At 44.4% G+C, this 24,497-nt stretch carries 17 protein-coding genes; 5 read left to right on the forward strand and 12 right to left on the reverse strand.

Annotation, left to right across the window (positions count from 1 at the left end):
• Position 1 precedes the first annotated feature (1 nt).
• Positions 2-1,540 carry a S1C family serine protease gene (locus BMW86_RS21200; protein ID WP_089783952.1) on the reverse strand — a complete coding sequence of 513 codons (1,539 nt, stop codon included), beginning with the start codon at positions 1,538-1,540 and terminating at the stop codon, positions 2-4.
• A gap of 214 nt (positions 1,541-1,754) precedes the next feature.
• Positions 1,755-2,753, reverse strand: coding sequence for an aldehyde dehydrogenase family protein (locus tag BMW86_RS21205; protein ID WP_089783953.1), 999 nt, complete (start codon positions 2,751-2,753; stop codon positions 1,755-1,757).
• A gap of 84 nt (positions 2,754-2,837) precedes the next feature.
• Here BMW86_RS21205 and BMW86_RS21210 point away from each other — a divergent pair, with 84 nt between their 5' ends.
• From BMW86_RS21210 to BMW86_RS21225, 4 genes are all read left to right on the forward strand, one after another.
• Positions 2,838-3,185 carry a 4Fe-4S dicluster domain-containing protein gene (locus BMW86_RS21210; RefSeq protein ID WP_089783954.1) on the forward strand — a complete coding sequence of 116 codons (348 nt, stop codon included), beginning with the start codon at positions 2,838-2,840 and terminating at the stop codon, positions 3,183-3,185.
• A 329-nt stretch (positions 3,186-3,514) separates the two neighbouring features.
• Positions 3,515-4,555 carry a D-alanine--D-alanine ligase gene (locus tag BMW86_RS21215; RefSeq protein WP_089783955.1) on the forward strand — a complete coding sequence of 347 codons (1,041 nt, stop codon included), beginning with the start codon at positions 3,515-3,517 and terminating at the stop codon, positions 4,553-4,555.
• 65 nt (positions 4,556-4,620) lie between these two features.
• Positions 4,621-5,442, forward strand: a complete 822-nt coding sequence (locus tag BMW86_RS21220) for a PASTA domain-containing protein (protein ID WP_177189346.1) — start codon at positions 4,621-4,623, stop codon at positions 5,440-5,442.
• A 25-nt stretch (positions 5,443-5,467) separates the two neighbouring features.
• Complete coding sequence (locus BMW86_RS21225) at positions 5,468-5,776, forward strand: rhodanese-like domain-containing protein (RefSeq protein ID WP_089783957.1); 309 nt, start codon at positions 5,468-5,470, stop codon at positions 5,774-5,776.
• A gap of 528 nt (positions 5,777-6,304) precedes the next feature.
• Here the strand turns inward: BMW86_RS21225 and BMW86_RS21230 are convergent.
• The 5 genes from BMW86_RS21230 to BMW86_RS21250 form a co-directional block, all read right to left on the reverse strand.
• Positions 6,305-7,531 (reverse strand): hypothetical protein, encoded by a 1,227-nt coding sequence (locus tag BMW86_RS21230; protein ID WP_089783958.1) that lies wholly within the window; start codon positions 7,529-7,531, stop codon positions 6,305-6,307.
• Positions 7,528-8,349 (reverse strand): type 1 glutamine amidotransferase, encoded by an 822-nt coding sequence (locus BMW86_RS21235; protein WP_089783959.1) that lies wholly within the window; start codon positions 8,347-8,349, stop codon positions 7,528-7,530. The genes BMW86_RS21230 and BMW86_RS21235 overlap by 4 nt, the downstream gene beginning before the upstream one ends.
• 16 nt (positions 8,350-8,365) lie before the next feature.
• Complete coding sequence (locus BMW86_RS21240; RefSeq protein ID WP_089783960.1) at positions 8,366-9,466, reverse strand: carboxylate-amine ligase; 1,101 nt, start codon at positions 9,464-9,466, stop codon at positions 8,366-8,368.
• A gap of 93 nt (positions 9,467-9,559) precedes the next feature.
• Positions 9,560-10,678 carry an ATP-grasp domain-containing protein gene (locus tag BMW86_RS21245; RefSeq protein ID WP_089783961.1) on the reverse strand — a complete coding sequence of 373 codons (1,119 nt, stop codon included), beginning with the start codon at positions 10,676-10,678 and terminating at the stop codon, positions 9,560-9,562.
• A gap of 105 nt (positions 10,679-10,783) precedes the next feature.
• Complete coding sequence (locus BMW86_RS21250) at positions 10,784-13,978, reverse strand: TonB-dependent receptor (RefSeq protein ID WP_089783962.1); 3,195 nt, start codon at positions 13,976-13,978, stop codon at positions 10,784-10,786.
• Positions 13,979-14,338: 360 nt separating this feature from the next.
• On the opposite strand from BMW86_RS21250, the gene BMW86_RS21255 reads away from it, so the two are divergent.
• Entirely contained in the window at positions 14,339-15,541 is a 1,203-nt protein-coding gene (locus BMW86_RS21255; protein ID WP_089783963.1) for a bifunctional 3,4-dihydroxy-2-butanone-4-phosphate synthase/GTP cyclohydrolase II, read from the forward strand.
• Positions 15,542-15,885: 344 nt separating this feature from the next.
• Here the strand turns inward: BMW86_RS21255 and BMW86_RS21260 are convergent, their stop codons facing one another.
• From BMW86_RS21260 to ggt, 5 genes are all read right to left on the reverse strand, one after another.
• Positions 15,886-20,676, reverse strand: coding sequence for a translocation/assembly module TamB domain-containing protein (locus BMW86_RS21260; RefSeq protein ID WP_089783964.1), 4,791 nt, complete (start codon positions 20,674-20,676; stop codon positions 15,886-15,888).
• 72 nt (positions 20,677-20,748) lie between these two features.
• Positions 20,749-21,819, reverse strand: coding sequence for a pyridoxal phosphate-dependent aminotransferase family protein (locus BMW86_RS21265; RefSeq protein WP_089783965.1), 1,071 nt, complete (start codon positions 21,817-21,819; stop codon positions 20,749-20,751).
• Positions 21,819-22,223: a hypothetical protein gene (locus tag BMW86_RS21270; protein ID WP_089783966.1), complete on the reverse strand. Its 405-nt coding sequence runs from the start codon at positions 22,221-22,223 to the stop codon at positions 21,819-21,821. The genes BMW86_RS21265 and BMW86_RS21270 overlap by 1 nt, the downstream gene beginning before the upstream one ends.
• A complete protein-coding gene (locus BMW86_RS21275) occupies positions 22,224-22,748 on the reverse strand; it encodes a DUF1572 family protein (RefSeq protein WP_089783967.1) in 525 nt (174 codons plus the stop codon).
• 12 nt (positions 22,749-22,760) lie between these two features.
• A complete protein-coding gene (gene ggt / locus BMW86_RS21280; protein ID WP_089783968.1) occupies positions 22,761-24,431 on the reverse strand; it encodes a gamma-glutamyltransferase in 1,671 nt (556 codons plus the stop codon).
• Between the last annotated feature and the right edge of the window lie 66 nt (positions 24,432-24,497).

Below are 24,497 nucleotides of genomic sequence, written 5' to 3' on the forward strand. Positions count from 1 at the left end.
GTTAGAAGGTTTCACCATTCGCAAGATCTATATTGTAGTAATACACCCCATTCATTTCGGGATATACGCCTTCCAGTTGTACTTTCTTTTGTTTTGCCAGCACACGTTTCAGATCATCTAATGAAGCAACGGGTTCTCCGCCGGCTTTAAGGATGATGAAGGAACGCTTCATGTTGGTTTGTTTCTTCAGGATACCACTGCTGATGTTATCTACGTATACACCACCACGGATACCCAGTTTAGCCGCATCAGTTTTATCCAGTGCTACCATGTCTGCACCTAATGCATCCAGTACCGTACTTTTCACGATCTCTGTATTACCATCTGCATTTTTCAATACAGTGTTGGTAGTATACTCTTTATCGTCGCGCAGGTAGTTGATGCTGATCTTATCACCTGGTTTGTAACGGGCGATCTGTTCTGTCATCTGTGGGATAGAAGAAGTAACGATACCGTTGATACCGGTGATAACGTCCCCTTTACGGATACCCGCTGCAGATGCTGCACCTGATTCGGTTACACCTGTTACCACCACACCATTGATATCTCTTCTGATACCTGCATCTGCCCATCTTTCTTCAGGGATAGAGCTGGGATCCTGATAGAGGATACCGAGGTAAGCTCTCTGTACATTACCGTACTTCATCAGGTCGTTCACTACTTTCTTCACCAGGTTCACTGGTATGGCGTAGGAGTAACCTGCGTAAGCCCCGGTAGGAGAAGCGATGGCGGAGTTGATCCCTACCAGTTCACCGGCAGTATTGATCAATGCACCACCACTGTTACCCTGGTTCACGGCAGCATCGGTTTGGATGAAAGACTCTATAGCGTTTCTTCTTACCTGTTTATTGATACCGATGGTACGTGCCTTTGCACTCACGATACCTGCAGTAACGGTTGTTTCCAGGTTTAAAGGGTAACCTACGGCCAGTACCCATTGTCCGATTTCTACTTCGTCTGAATTACCGTATAACAGGTAAGGCAGGTTCTTCGCATCTATTTTTATCACGGCAAGGTCGGTGTTAGGGTCTGTGCCTACTACCTTTGCCTTGTAAGTTTTATAGTTGTTAAGGGTAACAGCTATTTCGTCTGCATCATCCACCACGTGATTATTAGTGATGATGTACCCATCGTCAGAGATCAGCACGCCTGAGCCAGAGGCCATTTGTCCGGGAACGTAGTATTTACGTCCGCCACCTTCACCCTGGAATTCTTCTCCGAAGAAGTCGTCCCCGAAGAGGTCCTGTAAAACAGAACGTTTTTTCTGGAGGTTGTTACTTACTTCTCTTGGGTTAATCTTTGTTTTGATGTGGACTACACCGGGTGTAGCAATTTTAGCTGCCTGCGTAAAGTCGGTAGGCGGAGTGACATTTTTCACTTCTGCCCCGGGCATGTAGCTTGCGTAGTTAACGGGGATGTTGTTAGAACCGTTCTGGTAAGGACCAGCCAGCCTGGGTTGATATTTGTTGTACACAAACATGCTGGCAAGTGCAGTTGCCGCGCTGATTAGAACAGTTGCCGCGATTTGCCTGAATTTCATACTCTTTGTTGTTTAAGTGATTTGTTTGAATGTATAAGGAATATATCAATTTACATGCCTCTGATACAAATGTAAGGGTACGGGAGAATCGTTTGATTCCCGTACCCTTTACTTTAACACATTTTTATATGAAAAGTTAATACCATCTTAAGGTGTGGGCTGTCAGTATATCATGGCAGCTGTCAGAATAACGCGTAAAACAGACAAATTGGTATTACAGTCCTGTTAAGAATTGCATGGTATCGATTCCATCCGCATAATCAGACAGGCCGGGTTGCTGGGCGGTACCGAACGGGGTAAAGCCATGGCCTACCAGGCATTGCAAATCCTCATGGTCCTTCAGCTCTGCTGCCTGGGCTGCAAAATCTGTATAATAACTGTAATTCAAAACACTGATAGGTGAGAAAAGGGAAGGTGCTTCATGCAGTAGCAGGCTTTCATTGCTCATATACGGACTGCTGTTCAGCAGGAGTAACGCCAGGTTATAATCGTAGTTGTTCTTGAACTTGTGGAAGTCTGCCAGGTAATCGTATTTACGGAATGCCAGTAGCAGGGCTTCGAAGTTGTAGCCTTCCGGAACGAATATTTTGGTCACGTTGCGGCAGCCAAGACCGAAGTACAGCATGGCATCATCTGCCAGGGCGCTGAGTTCTTCCGGGGTTTCGGTACCATCCAGGATAGCGACCGAAGTACGGTTACGGCGGATGATATTCGGATACTGGGCAAAATAGTAGTGGAAGTACCGGGCAGAGTTATTGCTGCCGGTGGCAATATAGGCATCGCAGTTCTTCAGCATGTCCATTACCAGGGTCTGTTCTGCAAATTCCGGGTACCAGCTGCTCATCTTGTTGAGGATATGCTGCATGAGTACTACATCTTTGGAGGACAGCTTGATGCGTACCTGGTGTCCGCTAAGGAATCCGCACAGCCAGTCGTGAAAACATACCAGCGGGATGTTGCCAGCCGCCACTATACCCACTATACGAGGGTGTTGTTCCCCTGTTTTAATGGGGTAAGCTGCCAGCCAGGCGGTTAGTTTGGCTTCATCCAGGTAATAACGGCAAATATTTTGTATAGATAGATTGATGAACTCGGGGGTAAACCATCCGTTTGCCTGGGAAGCCTTTTCTTTAGCGGCCTCAAGCTCAGGATCATTGCCTGCCAGATACTGGCCCAAACGGACCAATGCTGTTACTTTTTCTTTACTACTCATGAAAATGTATAAATAATTAGCTTTTTAAATTCTATTTTTGTTCACAAAATTAATGGCTTACTACTTAAACAAAAAGTTTATAACATGGCAATTAAGATAACAGATGAATGTATTAACTGTGGAGCATGTGAACCCGAGTGCCCAAACAACGCTATTTATGAAGGTGGTGTAGAGTGGGCAATGTCCGATGGAACCACGCTCAAAGGGACTTATGTGATGATGGATGGCACCACTATTGAAGCCGATAAACGTAATGCACCTGTCAGTGTAGACAGTTATTATATCGTTGCAAATAAGTGTACGGAGTGTCAGGGTTTCCATGAAGAACCACAATGTGCTGCCGTTTGCCCGGTAGATTGCTGTGTTCCGGACGAAATGTACCAGGAAACTGTGGATGAATTGCTGGCGAAGAAAGAGAAGTTACACATTTAATACAGGAAGCAAAGGAATTGAAAGGGAGAAGTGGTTAGTCCGCTTCTCCCTTTTCTATAGAGATCCAGTTAGCGTAGATTGCCAGATGGTATTGATCATAAATACACTGGATCTGACTGTTTAGTTCTCTGATTTAGCTTTGGAATATGGGTTCAGGATTTGTTTTTCAATTTAACTTCACCTAATATTCACGTCAGATAAGGTGTATTTATGATCAATACCATCTGGCACGAAGATTATGTAATCAAACTGAGGCACTACCAGAAAGCAAAAAAAGTGGACATCCCCCATTTTTCTATTAACTTTAGCCGCTTATTATTAAATAATATATGAAAAAGAATATCGCCCTTGTCGCTGGCGGGTACTCCGGAGAATATGTAATATCCGTGAAGAGTGCGGCCGTAATTGAAAATCACATTGACAGTAATCTCTATAATGTATATAAAATAATAATTGCCAAAAAGAGCTGGCCTCATAACGGACCTGACGGACCGGCAATTTTTGTGGAAGAGAGCTGGACTCACAGAGGCGCTGACGGACAGGAAATTGCGGTAGACAAGAACGATTTTTCATTGACAATTGGGGGGAAGAAGGTAACATTTGATGCAGTATTCATTGGTATTCATGGTACTCCGGGAGAAGATGGTCGTTTACAGGGCTATTTTGAAATGCTGGGTATTCCGTTTACCAGCTGCGGTATGGTCACTTCAGCACTGACCTTTAATAAGGGCTTCTGTAATAAGGTGGTGGCAGCGTTGAATGTTGTAAATGTTTCAAAATCAGTACATATATTCAGAGATCAGCCTTATGATACCAAAACTATCCTGCAGGAACTGAAATTGCCGGTATTTGTAAAACCGGCAGAAGGAGGTAGTAGTATCGGTATGTCTAAAGTGAATACAGCGGATGAATTACCGGCAGCTATCGATAAAGCGTTTAAAGAAGATGTACAGATCCTGATAGAAGAATTTGTGAAGGGTAGGGAGATTACCTGCGGATTATACAGATCTGAAGGGAAATTCACGGTATTACCGTTAACAGAGATCATCAGCAGTAAGGAATTCTTTGATTATGAGGCGAAATATACGCCGGGCATGTCTAAAGAGGTAACACCTGCGGAAGTGCCGGAAGAAATAGCTGAACCGATCCGTAAAACAGCACAGGAGCTGTATAACCGTTTAAACTGCCAGGGAATTGTGCGGATGGACTTCATCTGGGAGGAAGCAGGTAACCGTTTGTTCTTCCTGGAAGTGAATACAATGCCTGGTCAGTCAGAGAACAGTATTGTTCCTCAGATGGTTAGGGCGGCCGGTAAAACTTTACAGGAGTTTTACGGCACATTAATTGAAGACTGCCTGAAAAGGTTTTAAGTTTGACATCAACTCATATCCAATAAATGCCTGCTTTAGATCAATTAAAAGTTAAAACAAAGTCTGTGTTGAAATCAATAACAAAACGCTCCTTTGGCTTTAATCTCGCTGTAGCGGTGGGATCAATCCTCCTATTGGGGCTGTTGTTCTTCCTGTCGCTTGGGATTATCACCAAACATGGAGATACGCTGACAGTGCCTGATGTATATAAGAAAAATGTACAGGAGGCTACTATGCTACTCGAAAAAGCAGGATTTAGTGTGGATGTGAGAGATTCTATTTATATAGACAGTATTCCGGCGCTGGCAGTTTGGGAGCAGACTCCGGAAAAAGGGTCTACTGTAAAAGTTGGTCGGACTATTTACCTGACTATCAACAAAGTAGTTCCTCCGATGGTAGCCATGCCTGACCTGGAAGGTTTTACCTTCCGTAGTGCTGAAATGATGCTGCATGCACTGAGACTGAATGTGGGAGATACTATCTACAAACCGGATTTTGCTACCAATACTGTATTACAGCAGTTGTTGAACGGCAAACCGCTGAAGGCTGGTAAAATGATTCCGGAAGGAAGCAATATTACACTTGTACTAAGCAGTGGTACCGGTAATACAGAGAACCCTGCTCCGGACCTGGTAGGACTTTCCTTCCTGGAAGCCAAAGAAACATTGAGCGCAAGCAACCTTTTGATAGGAATTGTGTTAGTAGATCCGAATGTTACTGATACTGCGAATGCATTTGTGGTGAAACAGGACCCTATGCACAGGAACAACCTGAACGAATTGAATATGGTGAGGGCAGGAGAGGCCATAGACCTCTGGTTGTCTGCGGCCAAACCTGTAAAGGATGCCGGGGTAGCGCCTCCACCAAAGGATAGTACTCCAGAATAATTATTTACATCTAAAATTTAAAGTGATGGAAAATATCACAGCAGAAGAACTGAAAAAACGTATTGATAGCGGTGAAGATTTGAATATTGTTGATGTAAGGGAACCGCATGAGCATGCAGAATTCAACATCGGTGGCGTATTAGTGCCATTGGGTGATATCCGTGCGATGCAGGTAGATGAGCTTGAAGACCTGAAAGATGAAGAGGTGATTGTTTACTGCCGTAGTGGTGGTCGTAGCAGTCAGGCGGCTATGATTTTAGAAACAATGGGCTTTAGCAATGTAAAGAACCTGGCTGGTGGTATGTTAGCCTGGCAGGAGAAGTTTGGCCAATAAGAATTTTGGTGGTTAAATGCGCTGTGTTTAACTATATACTCCGTTAGAAGTTCTCTGTTATAAATAGGGGACTCCTAACGGAGTCTTTGTTTGATGGATTGTGTTGTTCTACAAACACGGGGCTCCTGACGGAGCCTGAATAGTAGATAAAGCACAAAAGAACCTGTATTTGTAACAAAACATAATAGGCTCCTGACGGAGCCTGAATAGTAGATAAAGCACAAAAGAACCTGTATTTGTAACAAAACATAATAGGCTCCTGACGGAGCCTGAATAGTAGATAAAGCACAAAAGAACCTGTATTTGTAACAAAACATAATAGGCTCCTGACGGAGCCTGAATAGTAGATAAAGCACAAAAGAACCTGTATTTGTAACAAAACATAATAGGCTCCTGACGGAGCCTGAATAGTAGATAAAGCACAAAAGAATCTGTATTTGTAACAAAACATAATAGGCTCCGTTAGGAGCCCCGTGTTTGTAGCAAAAGCCTATCTTCTCCACAATAGACTCCGTTAGGAGTCTCCTGTTAAATTCCTTCAAAGAAGGCGCAGCTGCCGCCTATCCACGTATGTGATTTATCTTTTGTAACTCCTATCATCTTACTTTTACTTAACCTGGCAAGGTTGTGTACCAGCAATGGTCGTGTAGCACCATCCTCCCATATATACATCATTCTTATTTCACAGTAAGCCGGGCCATCGGGTGTTTCTATAGCAGGTGCATATTGCACTTTACGCTGTAAGATCCAGTTCTCCGGGTCTTTGATCTTATCTATATCTTCCGGTGTGATATCTATTACTACACCCTGGCCTGCAAAAGAGAAAAGAGGTTTTAATACATAGTTTTCCAGATCGGATGGGATAGCAGGCAACTGATGTAGAAACCAGCTTTCAGGCACAAATTCATTGTGAATAAAAGGCATGGTGTATTTGCTGATACGATAGAACCAGTTGGGGTGTGTGATCCATTCAACATCTAAATCCTGGAAGAGATCTGCGTGTTCTCCTAATGTAGGTTTCTGACGTAACAGATCATCGAAGATAACACGGTTGTACATACGTTTTATCCTGGTTTTAACACCATCTCTGACATAGAAAAGTTGTTTACCTTCCTGGATCAGATCTGTGATACATACAGGTGTAATTCCCAGTTTCTTCTCAGTATAATAAAAGTCTATTCTTGTTTTTTGTTCATGAGGTTTTACTTCCAGTAAGATGACTTCTTCTGTTTTGTAAGGCCCTGTAATTACCTGCTGTAGCAGGTTTAAATAAGTAATATCGTTTAATCCGTTAAAGTAATTATTAACGGTATCGGGTATATTAAAATGTTCCCGGAACTGCCGCGTCATGAGTTCCTGGAAAGTATATAAAGAAGGGAATCCCTGTAGCTCTATCAGTTGTGGATTCAGTAGGTCTGATTCGTCTGCATCTTGTTCTTTTACATCCACTTTGTCTTTACATACAGCAAAATCGATAACTATAAAATGAGGATGTGCTGTTTCATTGGGTACATCCATACCGGCAGGAATCGCATCTTTAGTCAATGTTTTAAAATCCGGGCGTACGATAACATCTATAATCGCTTCGCAGGCCTGCATCAGTTTAGCTGTTAACTGAGCAGGTATGAAAACAGGTGTTTCTGCTACTTTAAAAGCAGGCGCTTCACCAGCTTCCGCTGCCATTCCATTCAGGAAATCCTGGTATAACCGGGCAGTAAAATGTTGATTGTAAGATGCTCGCAGAGAAGGGATCATTGATTAAAGATTGCTTTGTCCAGAAAGGATGGAATAAAAGAGGCACGTGTAAGCATGATCTTATCAGGATCAGATAATTGTTCCAGCATGCTGTTATATTTCTCTGCCCCGTAATTAGTGATCACCTGGTTTTTCTTTTCCTGTTGCAGGAGATACATCCGCATACCGGCAGCATCCGCTTCCGGATGGAATTGTGTACCAATGAAGTAGTCGTTGAAACGGATGGCCATGGTAGCCCGTTCCAGCGGTACATGTGGTCTTTCTTTTTCAATGGCCAGTACCCTGGCACCGATATCTTCCAGCTTTTGCTGGTCCAGTTCTATCACCTGCCAGTTGCGGCTGTCTACAATATAATACGGCTCCGGTAGTTCGCTGAATACGGTTTCTTCTTCACCTGCGGTAGTTTTGTGAACAGGGAATACGCCAAAGGCAGGAGACCTGCGCCGGCATACATTTCCCAGTTCCAGGTGACGGCACATCAGCTGGAAGGAATGGCAGATAAGCAAGACTTGTTTTTTGGATGACGACTGCTCATTCCACTGCATGATATCATTCATCAGGGAGAAGTAGCGCTGTTCCCAGCCGCAACCTTCGCTGTCTAAAGGACTGCCGGGGCCGCCGGTAGAGATGTAGATATCGTAGGAGAGGTCGGGGATCTGCTCTTTTACCCGTACTTCGAATTCGTCAAATGCAAGTTGCAGGTTATGTGTTTTAGCGTATTGCGTCAGGACTTCCCTGATGCAACGCATGCCTTCATTCGGCACTTCTTCATACATATCTAATACTGCCACTTTCCAGTGCTGCTTGGTAGGTGTCATGCTGCAAAGTTAATGATCAGCAATCTTTCAGGAAAACCGAAGTGATAAAATCTGTTACGGATACGAGGTCCTGCGTCTGGCCAAATACTGTCAGCTGCTGATCTGCACCGGTCCCATGGTCCAGCATGTAGCGGGTGTAGTCGATATAATCACGACTGCCCAGTTCATCCACTACGTCATCTACAAAGTCCAGCAACTCATAAATGAGAGAGCGGGCGTTTACTTCCATTTCCTTACCGAAGTCAACCAGGTTCCCGTCAATACCATAGCGGGAAGCCCGCCATTTATTTTCGTTTACCAGGGCGCGGTTGTAAATGATAAAGTTGAGATTCTGCATACGCAGCTTGTAGATCTTTGCACAGAGCGCCTGGAACAGGGCGGCTATTGTACAGGTTTCCCTGACGGTGAGCGGAACATCGCAGATCCGGAATTCCACGGTATTGAAGAAGGGGTGTACCCGAAGGTCCCACCATACTTTTTTAGCGTTGTCTATGCAGTTGGTTTTCACCAGCAGTTGTATGTAGCGGTCGTATTCCTCAATACTGCTGAAATAGTCCGGGATACCGGTACGGGGGAATTTATCGAATACCTTGGTACGGAATGATTTAAAGCCGGTATTCCTGCCTTCCCAGAAAGGAGAGTTGGTGCTGAGCGCAAATACATGGGGCAGGAAATAACGCACGGAATTGGCGATATGCAGGGCCAGTTCCCTGTTTTCCATGCCTACGTGTACATGCAACCCAAAAATAAGGTTGGAACGTGCGGCGTCCTGCATTTCATTGACGATATCTGAATAGCGGGGATGATCTGTGATCAGCTGCATGGCCCATTTGGAGAATGGGTGTGTGCCGGAGGCACCCACGCTGAAACCAAGGTCTCCTGCTATCTGTGCAATGCTTTTACGCAGGAGCGATACATCAGCAAAGGCTTCGTCTATGTTGTTGCAAACCTGGGTACCTACTTCTACTACAGCCTGATGAAATTCGGCTTTTACTTTGTCTGGAAGCACTTTGTGGGCCTGTTCAACAATCTTTTGTTCATGAGACCTCAGCTCGCGGCTGGTGGGGTCCATAACCATATATTCCTCTTCTATGCCGAGGGTGAAATTTTTGGACATGTGGCGCTATTGGTAAAACGATAACGAGGCTGACCAGGTTAATTAGTCAGCCTCGGAATTATGTCCAAAGGTAGGGTACAACTACCTCATTCTTTACTCTTTCTTTTTGGTCTTTTTGGCGGGAGCTTTTTTAGGTGCTTCCTCTTTGGCGGTTTTTACTGCTTTAGCTGCTTTCTCCGCTTTAGGTTTCACTGCCGCAGCAGGTTTCTTCGCCGGTACATCAGGTTTCTTCGCTGAAACCGGCGTAGCACCGGGAACAATAGCTGTTTGTTTGCCATGAATAGCCTGTTGCAGGAAAGTACCCCAGGTGAGGTTATCTGTTCCGGGAACCTGTTTGCCGGCTCGTTCAATGAGGTAGGTGGCCATGGTTTCTATCACCCATTCAAAGTTGTTAGTACCAATGGTATGGGCATCTGCTTCGGGGGAAGGGTTCCAGAAGTCGATGACATAGGGCACGCCGCCTTTCACCGCAATTTCCACTGCATTGAAATCATAGCCCAGGTATTGATTCAGCATGGCTACCTGGTGGGAGATAGCGCTATGTATGGCTTTATCGCCATTATCTTCCTGTAAATACCTTTGATTTTCAGGTTGATAAGGATCGTAAGGGATGACCCTTACATATTTACCACCGATGCAATAACAACGGTAATAGGATTCGTAGGCAATTTCTTCCTGCAGCATCATCACCAGTTGTCCGGTGCGGGCATGTTGTGCAAAGAACTCCTCACGGTTATGTACTTTATACACATTTTTCCAGCCACCACCATTGTAAGGTTTGAGGTAAGCCGGGAATCCGATATGTGTAAAGATGGCATCCCAATCGAAGGGATATACCAGGTTATGGAAGGATTTATCAGAAGTATTCTCCGGTAAGCTACGGCTGGGCAGTAAAGCCGTTTTAGGTACTTTCACACCAGTCCTGTGTGCCAGTTCATTATTCACGAATTTATCATCGGCACTCCACCAGAAAGGGTTGTTGATGACTGCTGTACCATCCAGGGAGGCTTGTTTCAGCCAGGTACGGTAAAAGGGTACGTGCTGGGAAATGCGGTCCAGTATTACGGCATAATCAGCGGGTATACCCTGAATCACTTTATCTATCGACACAAATTCTGCTGTTACTCCGTCTACCTCTTTTTCGTTGATACGGTCTATGAGCGCTTGTGGGAAGCTGTTTTCCTGACCGGAAAGAAGTCCTATTTTTTTCATCCTAAGGTTGTTTTGCAAGTGATGGAGGCTCAATATTCACGCCAAGACAAAAAAAACGGGCTGGAACTAAAAGAAGTCCAGCCCGCCAGATATAGATTGAATGTATTAGAAGCTATAACGGATGCTTAACTGGCCTCTCCAACGTGATAAGTAATCATTCACGGTGTAAGGTCTGAGGATACCGTTGATGTTATTCATCTTTGTTTTATCAAAGGTGAATGTTGGTGTAGCTGTCTGTGAAGTCACAGAGAACAGAGATATTGACTGGTTTGGCAGGTAGTAAGACCAACCCCAGTTATGATTCAGCAGGTTGGCAGCGTTGAGGATATCAAAGCTAACTGTCAGTTTGTGTGTTTTGTACATGTAGAAGTCCTGTGCGATTTTCACGTCGAAGTGACTTTCCCATGGCATTCTTGCACCATTACGTTCAGTGTTTTTACCAGCCTGGTTAGCCAGGTATTTGTTGTCTGCGCTGAATGCTTTGAAGTCTGCTAACTGCTGATCAGGAGTTACTGTTACAGTAGCACCGGTTCCGTCTTTGTAAGTAAGTGTAGAGAACTGACTTGCATCGGTAGGAGCGTACAGTAAACCTGCAGCACCTGTTTTACCGGAAACGTCATCACCATTAACGTTATTGTTATATACAAAAGAATAACGCTGACCGGTGAAGCCTGAGTAAACTACACCAATAGTAGTTGCCAGGTGGTTATGTGCGTATCTGAAAGTTTTGGAAGCAAAACCCACGATGCGGTGTCCCGGATCGAAGTTAGCATGTGTAGCATCATTTACGCTGTTCAGGCCATTGGTGTTATATACAAAACGCCAGTTAGAATAAGCAGTAGAGCTGGTACCATCATTTACAGCATAAGATTCTCCGTAAGTGTAGGCCAGGCTACCTGTCCATCCTTTATACAGTGGTTTCTGAATCTGGAAGGTCAGGTTGTATGCATAACCTTTGCTGGTGTTATCCATGTAGATAACGTTGGTATAGGTAGCATCTGCACGCTGGAAGTTGTACCATGGGCGTGTTTCAGTACCAATCTTTGTTGTACCAACCTGGGGGCCTACGTTGAGGTCTCTGTAGTTGATGTTATTGATAGTTTTGGTAAATAATGCTTCGAAGCTACCAATTAAACCCCACCATGGTAATTTCTGGTCGATGGCCAGGTTCGTACGGAATACCTGTGGGTATTTGAAGTTCTTAGAAGTAACGTCGATTTCAGTAGGAGCGCCGGTTGGTGGAATGTAAGCACCTAAGTGAACGTCGTTCTTATTGTAATTGAAGTTTGGATTAGCAGGTAACGGGTTACCGCTGTATTTGATAAATGCTACGCCGGTGTTGGAGTAAGAGTTAGAGATCCATACCAGAGGAACACGACCGGTGAACAGACCAACACCACCTCTCAGCTGTGTAGTACCATCACCTTTTACATCCCAGTTAAAACCTACTCTTGGAGCAAATAATAACCTTGTTTTAGGAATGTTGGTGTTATTAACATTATTGGTAGTAGCGATAGTAGATGCGTTGAATGCTGCATTCGCATCAGGTTTGTTGAAGAATACAGGTAAGTCGATACGCAGACCGTAAGTCAACCTGAAGTTTTCTTTCAGATCCCATACATCCTGTCCGTATACGCTGAACTGGGCAGCATGGATTTTACCAGGAGCGTTATCATCACCACCTTTGGTAGAATAGCTGATACCATAAGTAGTAGGAGGTGCATTATTCAGCAGGAATGCCGGCACGCTTCTGTAGCTATAGTTACCGTAGTAATACTGAAGGAATACGTTGTTAGTATTAAAGAACTGGTTATCAGTACCAACAGTGATGGTATGTTTGCTCTTGATAATAGTGTAGTTATCAACCAGTGTAAAGTTATCCTGTCCCAGTGAGTTTCTTGCAGAAGACGGTTCAGCACCGAGGTTGTAAGTCAGTGAGTTTTCTGTCATGTTTACTGAAGGGAACAAAGAAGCTTCTCTTTTGTCGCGGATACGGTTATAAGTAACGCGCAGTACGTTTGAAGTAGTGTTAGAGAAGTTACTGTTCAGTTCAATAACTGAAGAGTTAGTCTTGTTCAGGATATAATAACCATCGTTACCGAAGGTCATGGAAGTAGCAGAACGGGAGATCACATAGTTACTACCATCCACATAACTGTGACGGATAGTTAATTTATGTTTATCGCTGATGTTCCAGTCTAAACGGGCAAATACAGAAGTCGCGAATTGTTTCTTGGTGATATCTGTATAGCTACCCGGATCGTATCCAAGGCTCTTTACGTAGGTACGGATACTGTCTAATCTTGCCAGGTTGAATTTAGAACCTGAACCAGCTTCTGCCGGGTTAAATGCCAGCGGAGTTGATACGTCGTTCCTTTCAGCATTTACAAAGAAGAACAGTTTATTTTTAACAATGGCGCCGCCTAAGCTGGCACCCCAGGTAGTATTTTTATAATCGTTGTACTTAACCTGGCTTTGTACGTTTTTACCGATGATACCTTCATTCTGGTTAATGAAATAACCGGAACCATGGAAATCGTTGGTACCACTTTTAGTAACGGCATTGATACCGCCACCGGTGAAACCACTCTGGGTAACGTCGTATGGAGACAATACGATCTGTACTTCCTGGATAGATTCCAGGGGAACAGCGTTTGCACCTGTCTGACCACCATTTGTACCTGTAGCTGATAAACCAAATACGTCATTTGCATTGGCACCATCCACGGTAAACTGGTTGAATTTATTACTCTGACCAGCAAAGGAGATACCCAACGGGCTACCATCTGTGTTGCTGTAAGTAGGAACTGCCTGTGGTGTTAAACGGGCAAAATCCTGAATGCTTCTCGTAACGCTTGGTAATTCAACCAGTTGACGTTGAGATATGTTGGTAGCAGTACCATTTCTCTGGGAACTGATGACACCATTGCGGGTACCGGTAATAGTTACTTCAGATAATGATTTGCTTTGATCGCTCAGCTTACCGTTCTGGGTAAGAGGGCTACCCAGGCTGAGATAAAGATCTTTGTAGGTAGAGGTTTCATAGCCTACATAGGTAACAGTAATGGTATAAGGTCCGCCGACACGCATGTTTGGGATAGTATAACGTCCGCTTTCCTGAGTTGTGGTCCCGTAAACGGTTCCGGTAGGTACGTGTACCGCTTTAACGGTAGCGCCTATTAGTCCTTGCCCCTTATCGTCTTTAATCACCCCTGTAACTCCACTGGTGGTTACCTGTGCAAAAGAGTAGCACACGCTCAACAGTACAATGAATGTGAGTAACAATTTTTTAAAGCCCATATTTGCAGTTTGATTTTATGTCGCAAAGTTGGTAAATAATCTTTAACAGATTTTAACTATAAATTAACAAATTGTTAAGCCCTTGTTCATCTTCCGTATTATGGTTCTTCTATTGGATACGAATACAATTTAACAGCGATTTAATGGAGTTTGTTTAAGAAACACTGGAAGAAATTCTAAAAATTCGAATAGAATTCTTTGTAATACTTATCTCTTTGCTGCTGTAGCTATCGATTTTTAGGACTTTTTGTATTAATTATTCAAATATTTAAAAATTAACATGTATGAGTGCTTTGATATAGGTGCCTGTTGAACCTGTTTTTAGCATAACTTTGCGTATTAACTTAACAGGAGATCTTTATGTTAGATACAATAGAATCAGCCATAGAAGACATCAGGAAGGGAAAGCTGGTAATAGTGGTGGATGATGAGGACCGTGAGAATGAAGGTGATTTTGTAACGGCAGCCAGGAATGTGACGCCGGAAATCATCAATTTTATGAGCCGTTACGGTCGTGGACTGATATGTGCGCCCCTGGTAGAGGAGCGCTGTGATGAACTGAAGCTGGAAATGATGGTACGTGATAATACCGCCCTGCACCAGACACCGTTTACGGTATCTGTAGATTTGCTGGGACATGGTTGTACCACCGGTATTTCTGCTTCCGACCGTGCCAAAACAGTACAGGCGTTAATCGATCCGAATACCCGCCCCGAAGAACTGGGCAAACCCGGACATATCTTCCCCCTTAAAGCCAAACGTGGTGGTGTTATCCGTCGCGCAGGCCATACAGAAGCTACCATAGACCTGGCCAGACTGGCAGGATTTGAGCCGGCAGGCGTACTGGTAGAGATCATGAATGAAGATGGCTCCATGGCACGTTTACCTCAGTTACGTGAAATAGCCACTCAGTTTGATCTGAAACTCATTTCTATTAAAGACCTGATAGAATACCGCTTAGAGAACGAAACACTCATAGAAGAACAGGTAAGCGTTCACATGCCTACAGAATATGGTGATTTTAAACTGATTGCGTTTAAACAGCTGAATTCAGGAGAAACACATATGGCGCTGAAGAAAGGCGACTGGGAAAAGGGTGAACCTGTCCTTGTGCGTATCCACTCTTCCTGTATAACAGGGGATATCCTTCATTCCTTACGCTGTGATTGCGGTGAGCAGTTACACAAAGCCATGGAAATGGTAGAGCAGGAAGGCAAAGGATTGATCCTTTACATGAACCAGGAAGGCCGCGGTATTGGTCTGCTTAATAAACTGAAAGCATATAAATTACAGGAAGAAGGACGGGATACTGTTCAGGCTAACCTGGAACTGGGCTTCCAGATGGATGAGCGGGATTATGGCGTGGGAGCACAGATCCTCCGTCATCTGAATATTACCAAAATGAGATTGATTTCCAATAATCCACGCAAGCGTGCGGGATTAAAAGGATATGGACTGGAAGTGGTGGAGAATGTACCTATTGAAGTGGTACCTAATCCTCATAACGAGTTCTATCTGAAAACAAAAAGAGATAAACTGGGTCATGAGATCCTGAAAGGATAAGATGTTTTTTAAACTAAGAAGGCCGGCCCTGTTTACAGGACCGGCCTTCTTAGTTTAAATATGATCAGGGGACTCCTAACGGAGTCAATTATGGAGAATATAGATTGTTTCTACAAACACGGGGCTCCTAACGGAGCCTATTATGTTTTGTAAAACATTTTCTACAAACACGGGGCTAACGGAGCCTATTATGTTTTGTAAAACATTTTCTACAAACACGGGGCTAACGGAGCCTATTATGTTTTGTAAAACATTTTCTACAAACGCAAGGCTCCGTTAGGAGCCCCGTGTTTGTAGAAAAAGATAAAACAACAAATTTGACTCCGTTAGGAGTCCCCTGTTTATTACTTAGGAGTTGGTTTCTTTTGTAAAGTATCTTTTCTCTGCTGTAACTCCTGCTTATCCAGCTCTTCCTGTTTAATAGCATCCGCCCTGCGGAAGGAATCTATTCTCCGCTTACGCTCTCTTTCATTAAATAACTCTGAGAAACGGTTGTACTCACGTACATAGGAGATACCAATACCTGCCTTGTTACGGTTCACCAGGTTATACACGTCGTAGTCCGTTTTACTGAATGCATTGACACGCACACGCCCTTCAGGTGTTAACAGATACTCCGCCCGGAAGTCACCGGCAAAGCGGTTGGCACTGGTAGAAGTGGCAGCCTTACCCCAGTCGTAATCACCGCCTACATACAGGCGTATCCTGTTATTATAGAGGTTACTGGTTACGCCGGCGCTTACCTGGTTACGGTCCATAGAGGAGTTATCCTGGTTGCTCACGTTGTAAGCGCGGTAGTTAACGTTGATACCAATGCCGCTGTTCTTCAACAAGGCACCGGTGATATTATTCAGGATAGCCTGTGCCTGCGCACTCAACGCCTGTCCCACACTGTTCTTACCGGTAATGGCCACGTTGGCAGCACCAGCAGAGTTAGGGTCATCCGGCAGGAACTGATTGAACAGCAGCAGACCGGCCATCTGTTGTAATGCTTTATTCTGATCAAGATTTACCTCATGTAATTTAGCTGCCACACCACTTTCATATGCGAGAGAACCTACTTCAGGAAGGTTAATCTCATAAGTGATATCAGGTTTCATCAGCTCTCCCCGCAGGTTAATGAGAATGTCTACTCTTTCAGTACGGGTAGCCAGTTTATCGCTGGAAGTGGAGGCTGTTCCTACCAGGTTATATAAACTTACTTTAGGTAAAGAGTATTTGGCATGGATATCTACTTTGGCTTCGCTGGGGTTACCATTCCAGGTGATGGAGCTGTTCTTGTCTATATCAAACTTCCAGCTGGTAAGACGTTGTAAAGTAAAGTTATAAGACCCGTTACTGATCTCATAGTTACCAAACATGCTGAAATCACCTTCAGTATTTACCTGTATCTGCAGATTACCGGTACCATTAGCCGAGATCATATCCCCGGAAGCAGCATCCATAATCACATCTATCTGTGCATCCGGCGTAGCCGAGATATCCAGTTTTACATTCAGTTTTACGTTGTCCTTACGCTTTTTCTTCTCTTCCTTCATCTCTGTACCGTAAGACTTGAACGTGATATATTCTGATCTTCCTATGTCTTTACTATCAGAAAGCGGTAAGTAAAAATGTGTTCCCCGGATTGGTCTGGCGGTGATCTTCAGCTGTAAATCATTCAGTGGTCCGGTAAAGTATACCTTACCATCTGCAATTACATCTCCATAAAATAAATCACTGTCTGCAGCTTCTGTATTCAGGAATACAAAGTTACGGGCCGTTACTTCGAAGTCGAAGTTGAGGTTATCAAAATGATCATGAGAGATATATCCGCTGGCGCTTGCCCGGGTGTTATTTTTATCTACAATAGTGAAGTTCCCGAACTCGATCAGGTTATCATCTATGTTTATATTTAGTTTAGGAATGGTATAATGAGTACCGAGATACAACACTTTTACACCCACACTATCTATTTTCAGACTGCCTTTGACGGAAGGCCGGGTGGTAGTTCCGCTGATATCCAGTTTACCGGTAGCCAATCCTTTTAAGTCTGTCACATATACGTTTACGAAACGATCCAGCAATGCTACGGAAGCCCCGTTCAGGTCTACAGTAGCCATGAGGTTATTATTAGTACTGGAAACACCTACTTTTCCGCTGGCTACGAAGCTCTTACCGGTATTTTCAGATGCTACGGAGAAGGTAGCTTCTTCGGTTTCCTGGCGGTAGCCGCCTTTGAATGTAACAAGACCAAGAGAATCGTTATCCAGGCGTAGTTCACTGGTGGTAATATCTGCCTCAATGTCCAGGTTCCGCATAGGGTCGGATACGCTGATGGAACCATCTGCTAATCCTTCTATACGCATGGTGGTCAGCTGGGCAGGGATCACATCTGCCAGGTTCAGATTCTTCAGAGAGATATTGAACCGGGATTCATCAGGATTGTATTCATTGGTTTCTACCGTCACACTCTGCTCGTTACGGGTAACACGCAGATTATGAACGGTGAGGAAGTGTTTACTCCAGTAGATCTCATTGCCCGGCGTTACATTCCATTGTCTTTCATTGACGGTGAAAGCGCTGTTCAGGAAATTCACTTTCACCCCATCCTGTACGGTTACTACGCGGGCGTAAAAGCCATCGAGGGAAGAGGTATCTTCTGCCTGTAAATCTACCTTAATATAAGAAGTATCCCTGCTGGAACTGGCCAGTATCAATGGGTTCTGGAACCATTGCTGTGTACCCGAAGACACTTTGCCTATGCTGGTACTGATATCTATCTTATTAAAATCCCCTGTACTTTTCAGTTGCAGATCTTCAAACTTATATTTATCATAAGCAGCTTCGGGAACAGAAATATTCAGGGCGAGATTACCTTTAATCGTATTTAGTGATCCATCAATTTTAGACTGATCAAACCCGGAAACCTTATCCGTAAATCCACGGATCAGTTTATCTACCTGTCCTAACTGGAATGCAAAGGAGAAGTCCTGCTTGATATCCCCAACAGGAGCAGTAGTAAAATAGCTGGGGTAGTATTTATTCAGCAACAGGCGGAAAGCATCCGGCAGCTGCATAAAGCTGTAATTCCCTTTTACGTATCCGCCAATTTCACTACCCTGAATAGACAGTACTTTTACCCCGTTATCCAGATGAGTAGCCAAACTCAGGGAGTCGAATTCCAGGCGGTGATTATTCCTGTGAAGAGACACATCGTATACCCTGGCAGAACCGTTGAAGTTATCAATGTTACTACCGGCAAAGTTCAGGTCCAGTTTAGCCTGTAAATTGAGAGAATCATTGACGATATGCAGGGCTTTGAGGTCACTGCGACGGATATCCGAGTTGAATTTAAATACGGGTACCGGTTCGTTAAAGTCGATGGTACCTGCAAAATCCATGTCCAGGTTAGGATCATTGGCGGTGAGAGAACCATTAAAGAATTTACGGTTGAGTTCACCTTTGGTTTTGATATTACTGTAAGAGTACCCGTAGAGGGCTATCTGTTGTACATCTGCATCTACAGATGCATTCAATGTTTTGAAGTTGAAGCCGGCCCCGTTTACTTTAGCACTGAGGGAAACCGTGCTTAACTGAGGAACGTCCAGCAGGTCGCCCAGGTTAAAGTTGGTGGTAGTGAGACTACCGGAGTATACCGGTACATCACCGCTGGTTTTAAAGTTCAGATCCGAGCTAACATTACCCATATTGGTCTGGAACTTACCATAAGCCACAAAGTCATTCACGAATCCGGTGAAGCTACCCGCAAAGGCAATGTTGGTGAGACGATCTATACGCACCGGGTCTACATTTCGTAAAGCGGGAATGAAGCTCTGTACGTCGGCACCGGTGGTAACCAGCTCGTCTGTGTGGAAATCAATGAAGGTTTCATTGATTTCCGGCAGGCCACGCATTTCCAGGCTACCTTTCAGGCGGGTATTCGGACCAGCCTGCATCTCAATATTACTGGCTTTGAGGTTGCTGACAGGGCCTCTGGCATCTCCGTTTAAAGAGATTTCCTTTTTCCAGGAAGCAAGCGGCGGTGCGAAATAAGCGATATCGTCTGAGGAAAGTTTACTGTTTACAAAGTGGGCCCGCATGTATACCAGGTCTATATAGTCGCTCATATCACTGATATCAGCGTACTGCATGGTATAGTAGTTACGGAGATGACTGCGGGCAGTTACCAGGTCCATATCAGAGAACTCCATTTCTACCGGCGACATTTTAAACCTGGCAGTGAGTTTTTTCAGCTCAAAGCCGCAGCGTTCTTTTGTTTTTAAGGTAAGATCGCCGATGATACTGTCTTTTATGAGGCTGGTATTGGCCAGTTGCAGGTTGATTTCATTGAAGCGGATATGATGTGGTGCAAAATAGCCGGCTTCGATGGCGGTAGTATCCTGTAAATCATCCAGGCCAAAGATCCCGTCTTTTATGGACAGGTCTTTTACTATCAGTTTCCAGTTGTTGCTGTTCCAGCGCAGGGCGGGAATAGCAGCAGTATCTGTGAGTGGCGCGGAAGCCGTTTTAGGCAGGCGGTGACGCAGGGGAGAGGAGGCATACCTGGAAATGATAAACGTTGGTTTCTCCAGGGACATTTCCTGGATATCAATGTTATGTTGTTTCAGGTCCAGGTTCTTGGCATCCAGGTAAATACGTTTGGCATCAACACGCATATCTTCTCCTACCCAGGCATCTGTCTGGTTGATATGGATATTCCGCAGGTCGGCCTGTCGGAGGTCTATGGAAATGCCGCTTTCTGTTTTAGGTGTTTTGCTGGTGTCTGGTGCACTGCTAAAGGCATCCTCAATAAATGCATAATTCCAGACAGAGTCGTTCCTGTGGCGTAAGAGGTTGATCTGAGCATCTTCCAGTCCTACGAATTTGATGACCGGTTTCTCCTGGAAGAAGAACCAGTCGGTGATACGGACTTGCAATACACCCGCATACAGGAGTGTATCTTTATGCTGATCTTCTATAAGAGTGCCTTCCAGTCGCAGGCTGTTAAAAAGTCGTATGTTAACATGATCGATCTGTACCCTTGTCTTCAGTTGGGCAGATAAGCGGGAAGTAACCTGTTGCACCAGGTAGTTCTGGACAGCCGGTATATTCACCAGGATACCCAGTAAAATAGCGATCCCCAATATAGACAACAGGACAATAGATGTTATTTTACGTACCTTTTTCAGCGCAGCAAATGTTTAATCCGGGCAAAAATAGTTGAATTAGTCCATAGTCCCTAGCCGGCTATCTATGATAATATTTTTTAACAATTTATGTAGTATGTCCAGCTGATGTGAGGTATGATGGGCGGAAACAACTATCCTGTTGATAGGTGGACTATCCGGGGATGGGTATCTGAATGAAGAAATAATAATATCATGTTCCAGCAGCTGCGTTTCTATACCTGCTGACTGCTGTAATATGAACATGGGTAGCAGGAAAGGATTATGGATATTAAGGAGATCTCCTGTAATGATCTTAAAATAAGCAATTTGCTTGTGTAGCAGCGCTCTTTGTGTATCGTGCAGAGAAAGGCTTTGCAGGAAGGCATATGCGTTGGCTGGCATTAGCGGTGTACCTGCGGTGAACAGGGGGAGCTTTTTGATGGCGGCAATATGGGCGCCTCTGCCGGCTACTACACTACCCTGAACGCTATAGGCTTTTGCCAGGGACGCTGCCAGCAGGTAATCCTGATGTGGAGGTAGTGTATGCGTGATACCATTGCCGGTAGGCCCCAGAATACCTATACCGTGCGAATCATCAATCAATACCAACGCCTTTCTTTTCAGCTGTGTTAACCAGCTGAAATCATTGATGGTACTGGTGAGCGGATTCACCCCATCTGCGACTATTACAAATGTATCATCCGGATGGCTGTTTATCAATGTTATCGTCTGTGCGGCCCAATCGTGCCAGGTAGTATCCGGTATTACAGGTTTACCCACCCATAGGGCCGGATGTGCAGACGGTGCATACAATAATGTTCCCTGTGTAGCGGCATATTGTACTGCTGCCTGGGATGCCATATAACCGGAAGAGAAGGTTGCTGCTGCCTGCTGGTGCAGGGCGGTAGCCAATGCATGTTCCAGCTCGTCATACAGGGAGAGCTGCACATTGGCTATGCGGGAGGAGATGAATATTGTACCATACCGATCAATACCGGCTTTCAGTGCTTCTTTGAACAGGGGATGTGTGTGCAGCCCAAGATAAGAGAAGCCTGAAAAGAACAGGTGTTCTTTCCCGTTGATATCAGCGGTATTACCAGGAGTGATATCAGTACGTAAGGTCTGCACTATTCCGCTTTTGTTTTGATGATGAAGTAATATTCGCCGGATTTTACTTTCATATCAAAGTGTGTTTCATCCAGGTTGGTAACGGTCACCAGGTTTTCAGCATCGCGTAACCCATTGGGAGCGGTGATGGAGATGACAGCGCCATTGCTTAACAACTGATATTTTCCGGTATCTGGTTTGTTATCAATGGTAGCGATGAACACATCATTATCCAGGAACTGATAATATACGTTACTGTAGTAGCCACGCTTCAGGTCTATGGCCTGGGTGATCTGCGTGTTATCGTAGGGAGATCCCGGCGGCACTACAAAATCGTATACGCGCCATTTCTTATGGATCAGTAAACTGTTGGTATGACTGCTATTGCAGGCTGTGAGGAATAAAGCCAGTAGTAAGTATCTCATTTATTTACCAAACTTTTCTCTGTTAAAATCCTGTGAATGTCCTTTGGGAATAGACAGGCTTTGCCAGTTATCTTTCTTAATCATTTTACCAATGTACACAATTTGACCAACGTGATGAGGCACATGACTTAATTGCCTGTTGATGGCATCAATCACGAAATGTGGTTCATTACGTATGTAGATGGTTTTTTCCAGATCAGCGGGTTGTAATGCAGCAAGTGCATTCATCATACAGGTCCATCCTTTTTCCCAGATCTCTGATATGTTTTCTTTAGTGGCTTCATTCTCTTCAAACTCAGTGTCTCTGTCGCGCCAGGACTTTTCCCCGTCGGAAGTCAGGAAGTCTGTCCAGCGGGAGAGCATGTTACCACTCAGGTGTTTAACGATGAGATAAATACTGTTAGGTTCACCATCAGGTTGCCAGTGCAGTTCTTCTCCTGTTAACTGTTCCATCGTTTTATCTCCCAGCATTTTATAATAGCTGAGTCTTTTGATGGCGCTATCCAAATAGAGTTGTTCTATCATGGTTCAATCATTTTAATATCCTGCGGCGCTGTCATCACCTCTTTTATCACCTACGGCTTCCAGTTGTCCTTTCTCATTTATTTTGATCACTTCTGTACGGCCAATATATCCCAGGGTCCTTATTTTATACCCCATATTTTTCAGTTGCTGTGTGAGTGTATCCGGGAAATCCGGTTCTACTGCTACTTCATCTGGTAACCACTGGTGATGGAATTTAGGTGCATTCACTACCTGTTCTGTAGGCAGATTAAATTCCAGTACGTTCATCAGCGTCTGGAAAACAGAGGTGATGATGGTAGAACCGCCTGGAGTACCTGCTACCAGGTAAGGCTGACTGTTTTTTAATACAATGGAGGGAGTCATGGAACTCAGCATTCGTTTACCCGGAGCGATAGCATTTGCTTCTGCGCCTACCAGTCCGTACATATTAGGTGTGCCGGGTTTAACGCTGAAGTCATCCATTTCATTATTGAGGAAAAAGCCTGCACCACCTACTACCACTTTGCTACCGTAACCACCGTTTAAAGTAGTGGTAACGGATACTGCGTTGCCGTCGGCATCCATTACAGAAAGATGGGTGGTCTCCATACTTTCAGTAACAACACCTGCTTTGGTTAGTTTACTGGAACCTGCTTTTGTTGGATCGTAATCCTTCATACGTTCTGCGAGGTAAGCTGTTGAAGTGAGTTGTTTCACTGGTACTTTCACAAAGTCGGGGTCTCCGAGAAATTCTGCCCTGTCTGCATAAGCGCGGCGTTCTGCTTCAACCATTAACTGTACGGATTGTAATGAATGAAAGCCCCAGGTTGCCAGGGGATATTTCTCCACCATACCCATCAACTGTTGTAAAGCTACGCCACCACTGGAAGGCAGGGGCATGGTTACTACCTCATATCCTTTGTAATTAAATACTTCAGCTGTTCTTTCCTTTGCTTTATATGCCTTTAAATCAGCTGTAGTGATAAGGCCATGACCACGTTGCATTTCTGCCACTATCAGTTTAGCCGTTTCTCCTTCATAGAATCCTGCACGTCCTTTATCGCGTATTCTTTTTAAGGTATTGGCCAGGTCTTTCTGAATGAGTGTATCTCCTTCTTTCCATGTTCTTATAAAAACACAGGATTTTGTATTTAACTGTTTAAATTGCTCCTGATGTGCATTCAGACCTTTTGCTTCTGCTGCTGTAATCACAAAACCTTTTTCAGCCAGTGTGATAGCGGGAGCTATCAGTGTAGCGATAGGTAAGCGGGCATATGGCAATGATGCGTAAATGCCTGCAATAGTACCTGGTACACCGGGGGCCAGGTGTCCGTCCTGACTCAGTTTTGTGTCAGCGTTGCCGCTCTTGTCGAGGTACATATCCCGGGAAGCCTTTGCCGGAGCTGCTTCACGGTAGTCTATCGCAATGTTTTTCCCGTTCTTAAGATGGCCTACCAGGAAACCACCACCACCGAGGTTACCTGCAGCAGGGTATACAACAGCAAGCGCTAACTGGGTAGCAATGGCAGCATCTACTGCATTACCATGCTGTTGTAACATTTGCAAACCTGCCTCACTGGCTAATGGATGGGCCGATACGACTGCGCCATGTGTTACAGTGACATTCTTTTGAACCGTATAGTGATACGCGTTTTGTTGAGCATATCCTGTCGTCGTCAGTAAAAGCAAAATTATTATACGCATAGTATATTATTGTAAAATCAGTAATTTAGTAAGTAACCCATAGAAAAACCCGTCACCACATCTAAA

Origin of the sequence: Chitinophaga sp. YR573, from assembly GCF_900110995.1 — a bacterium.
Lineage (GTDB): Bacteria > Bacteroidota > Bacteroidia > Chitinophagales > Chitinophagaceae > Chitinophaga.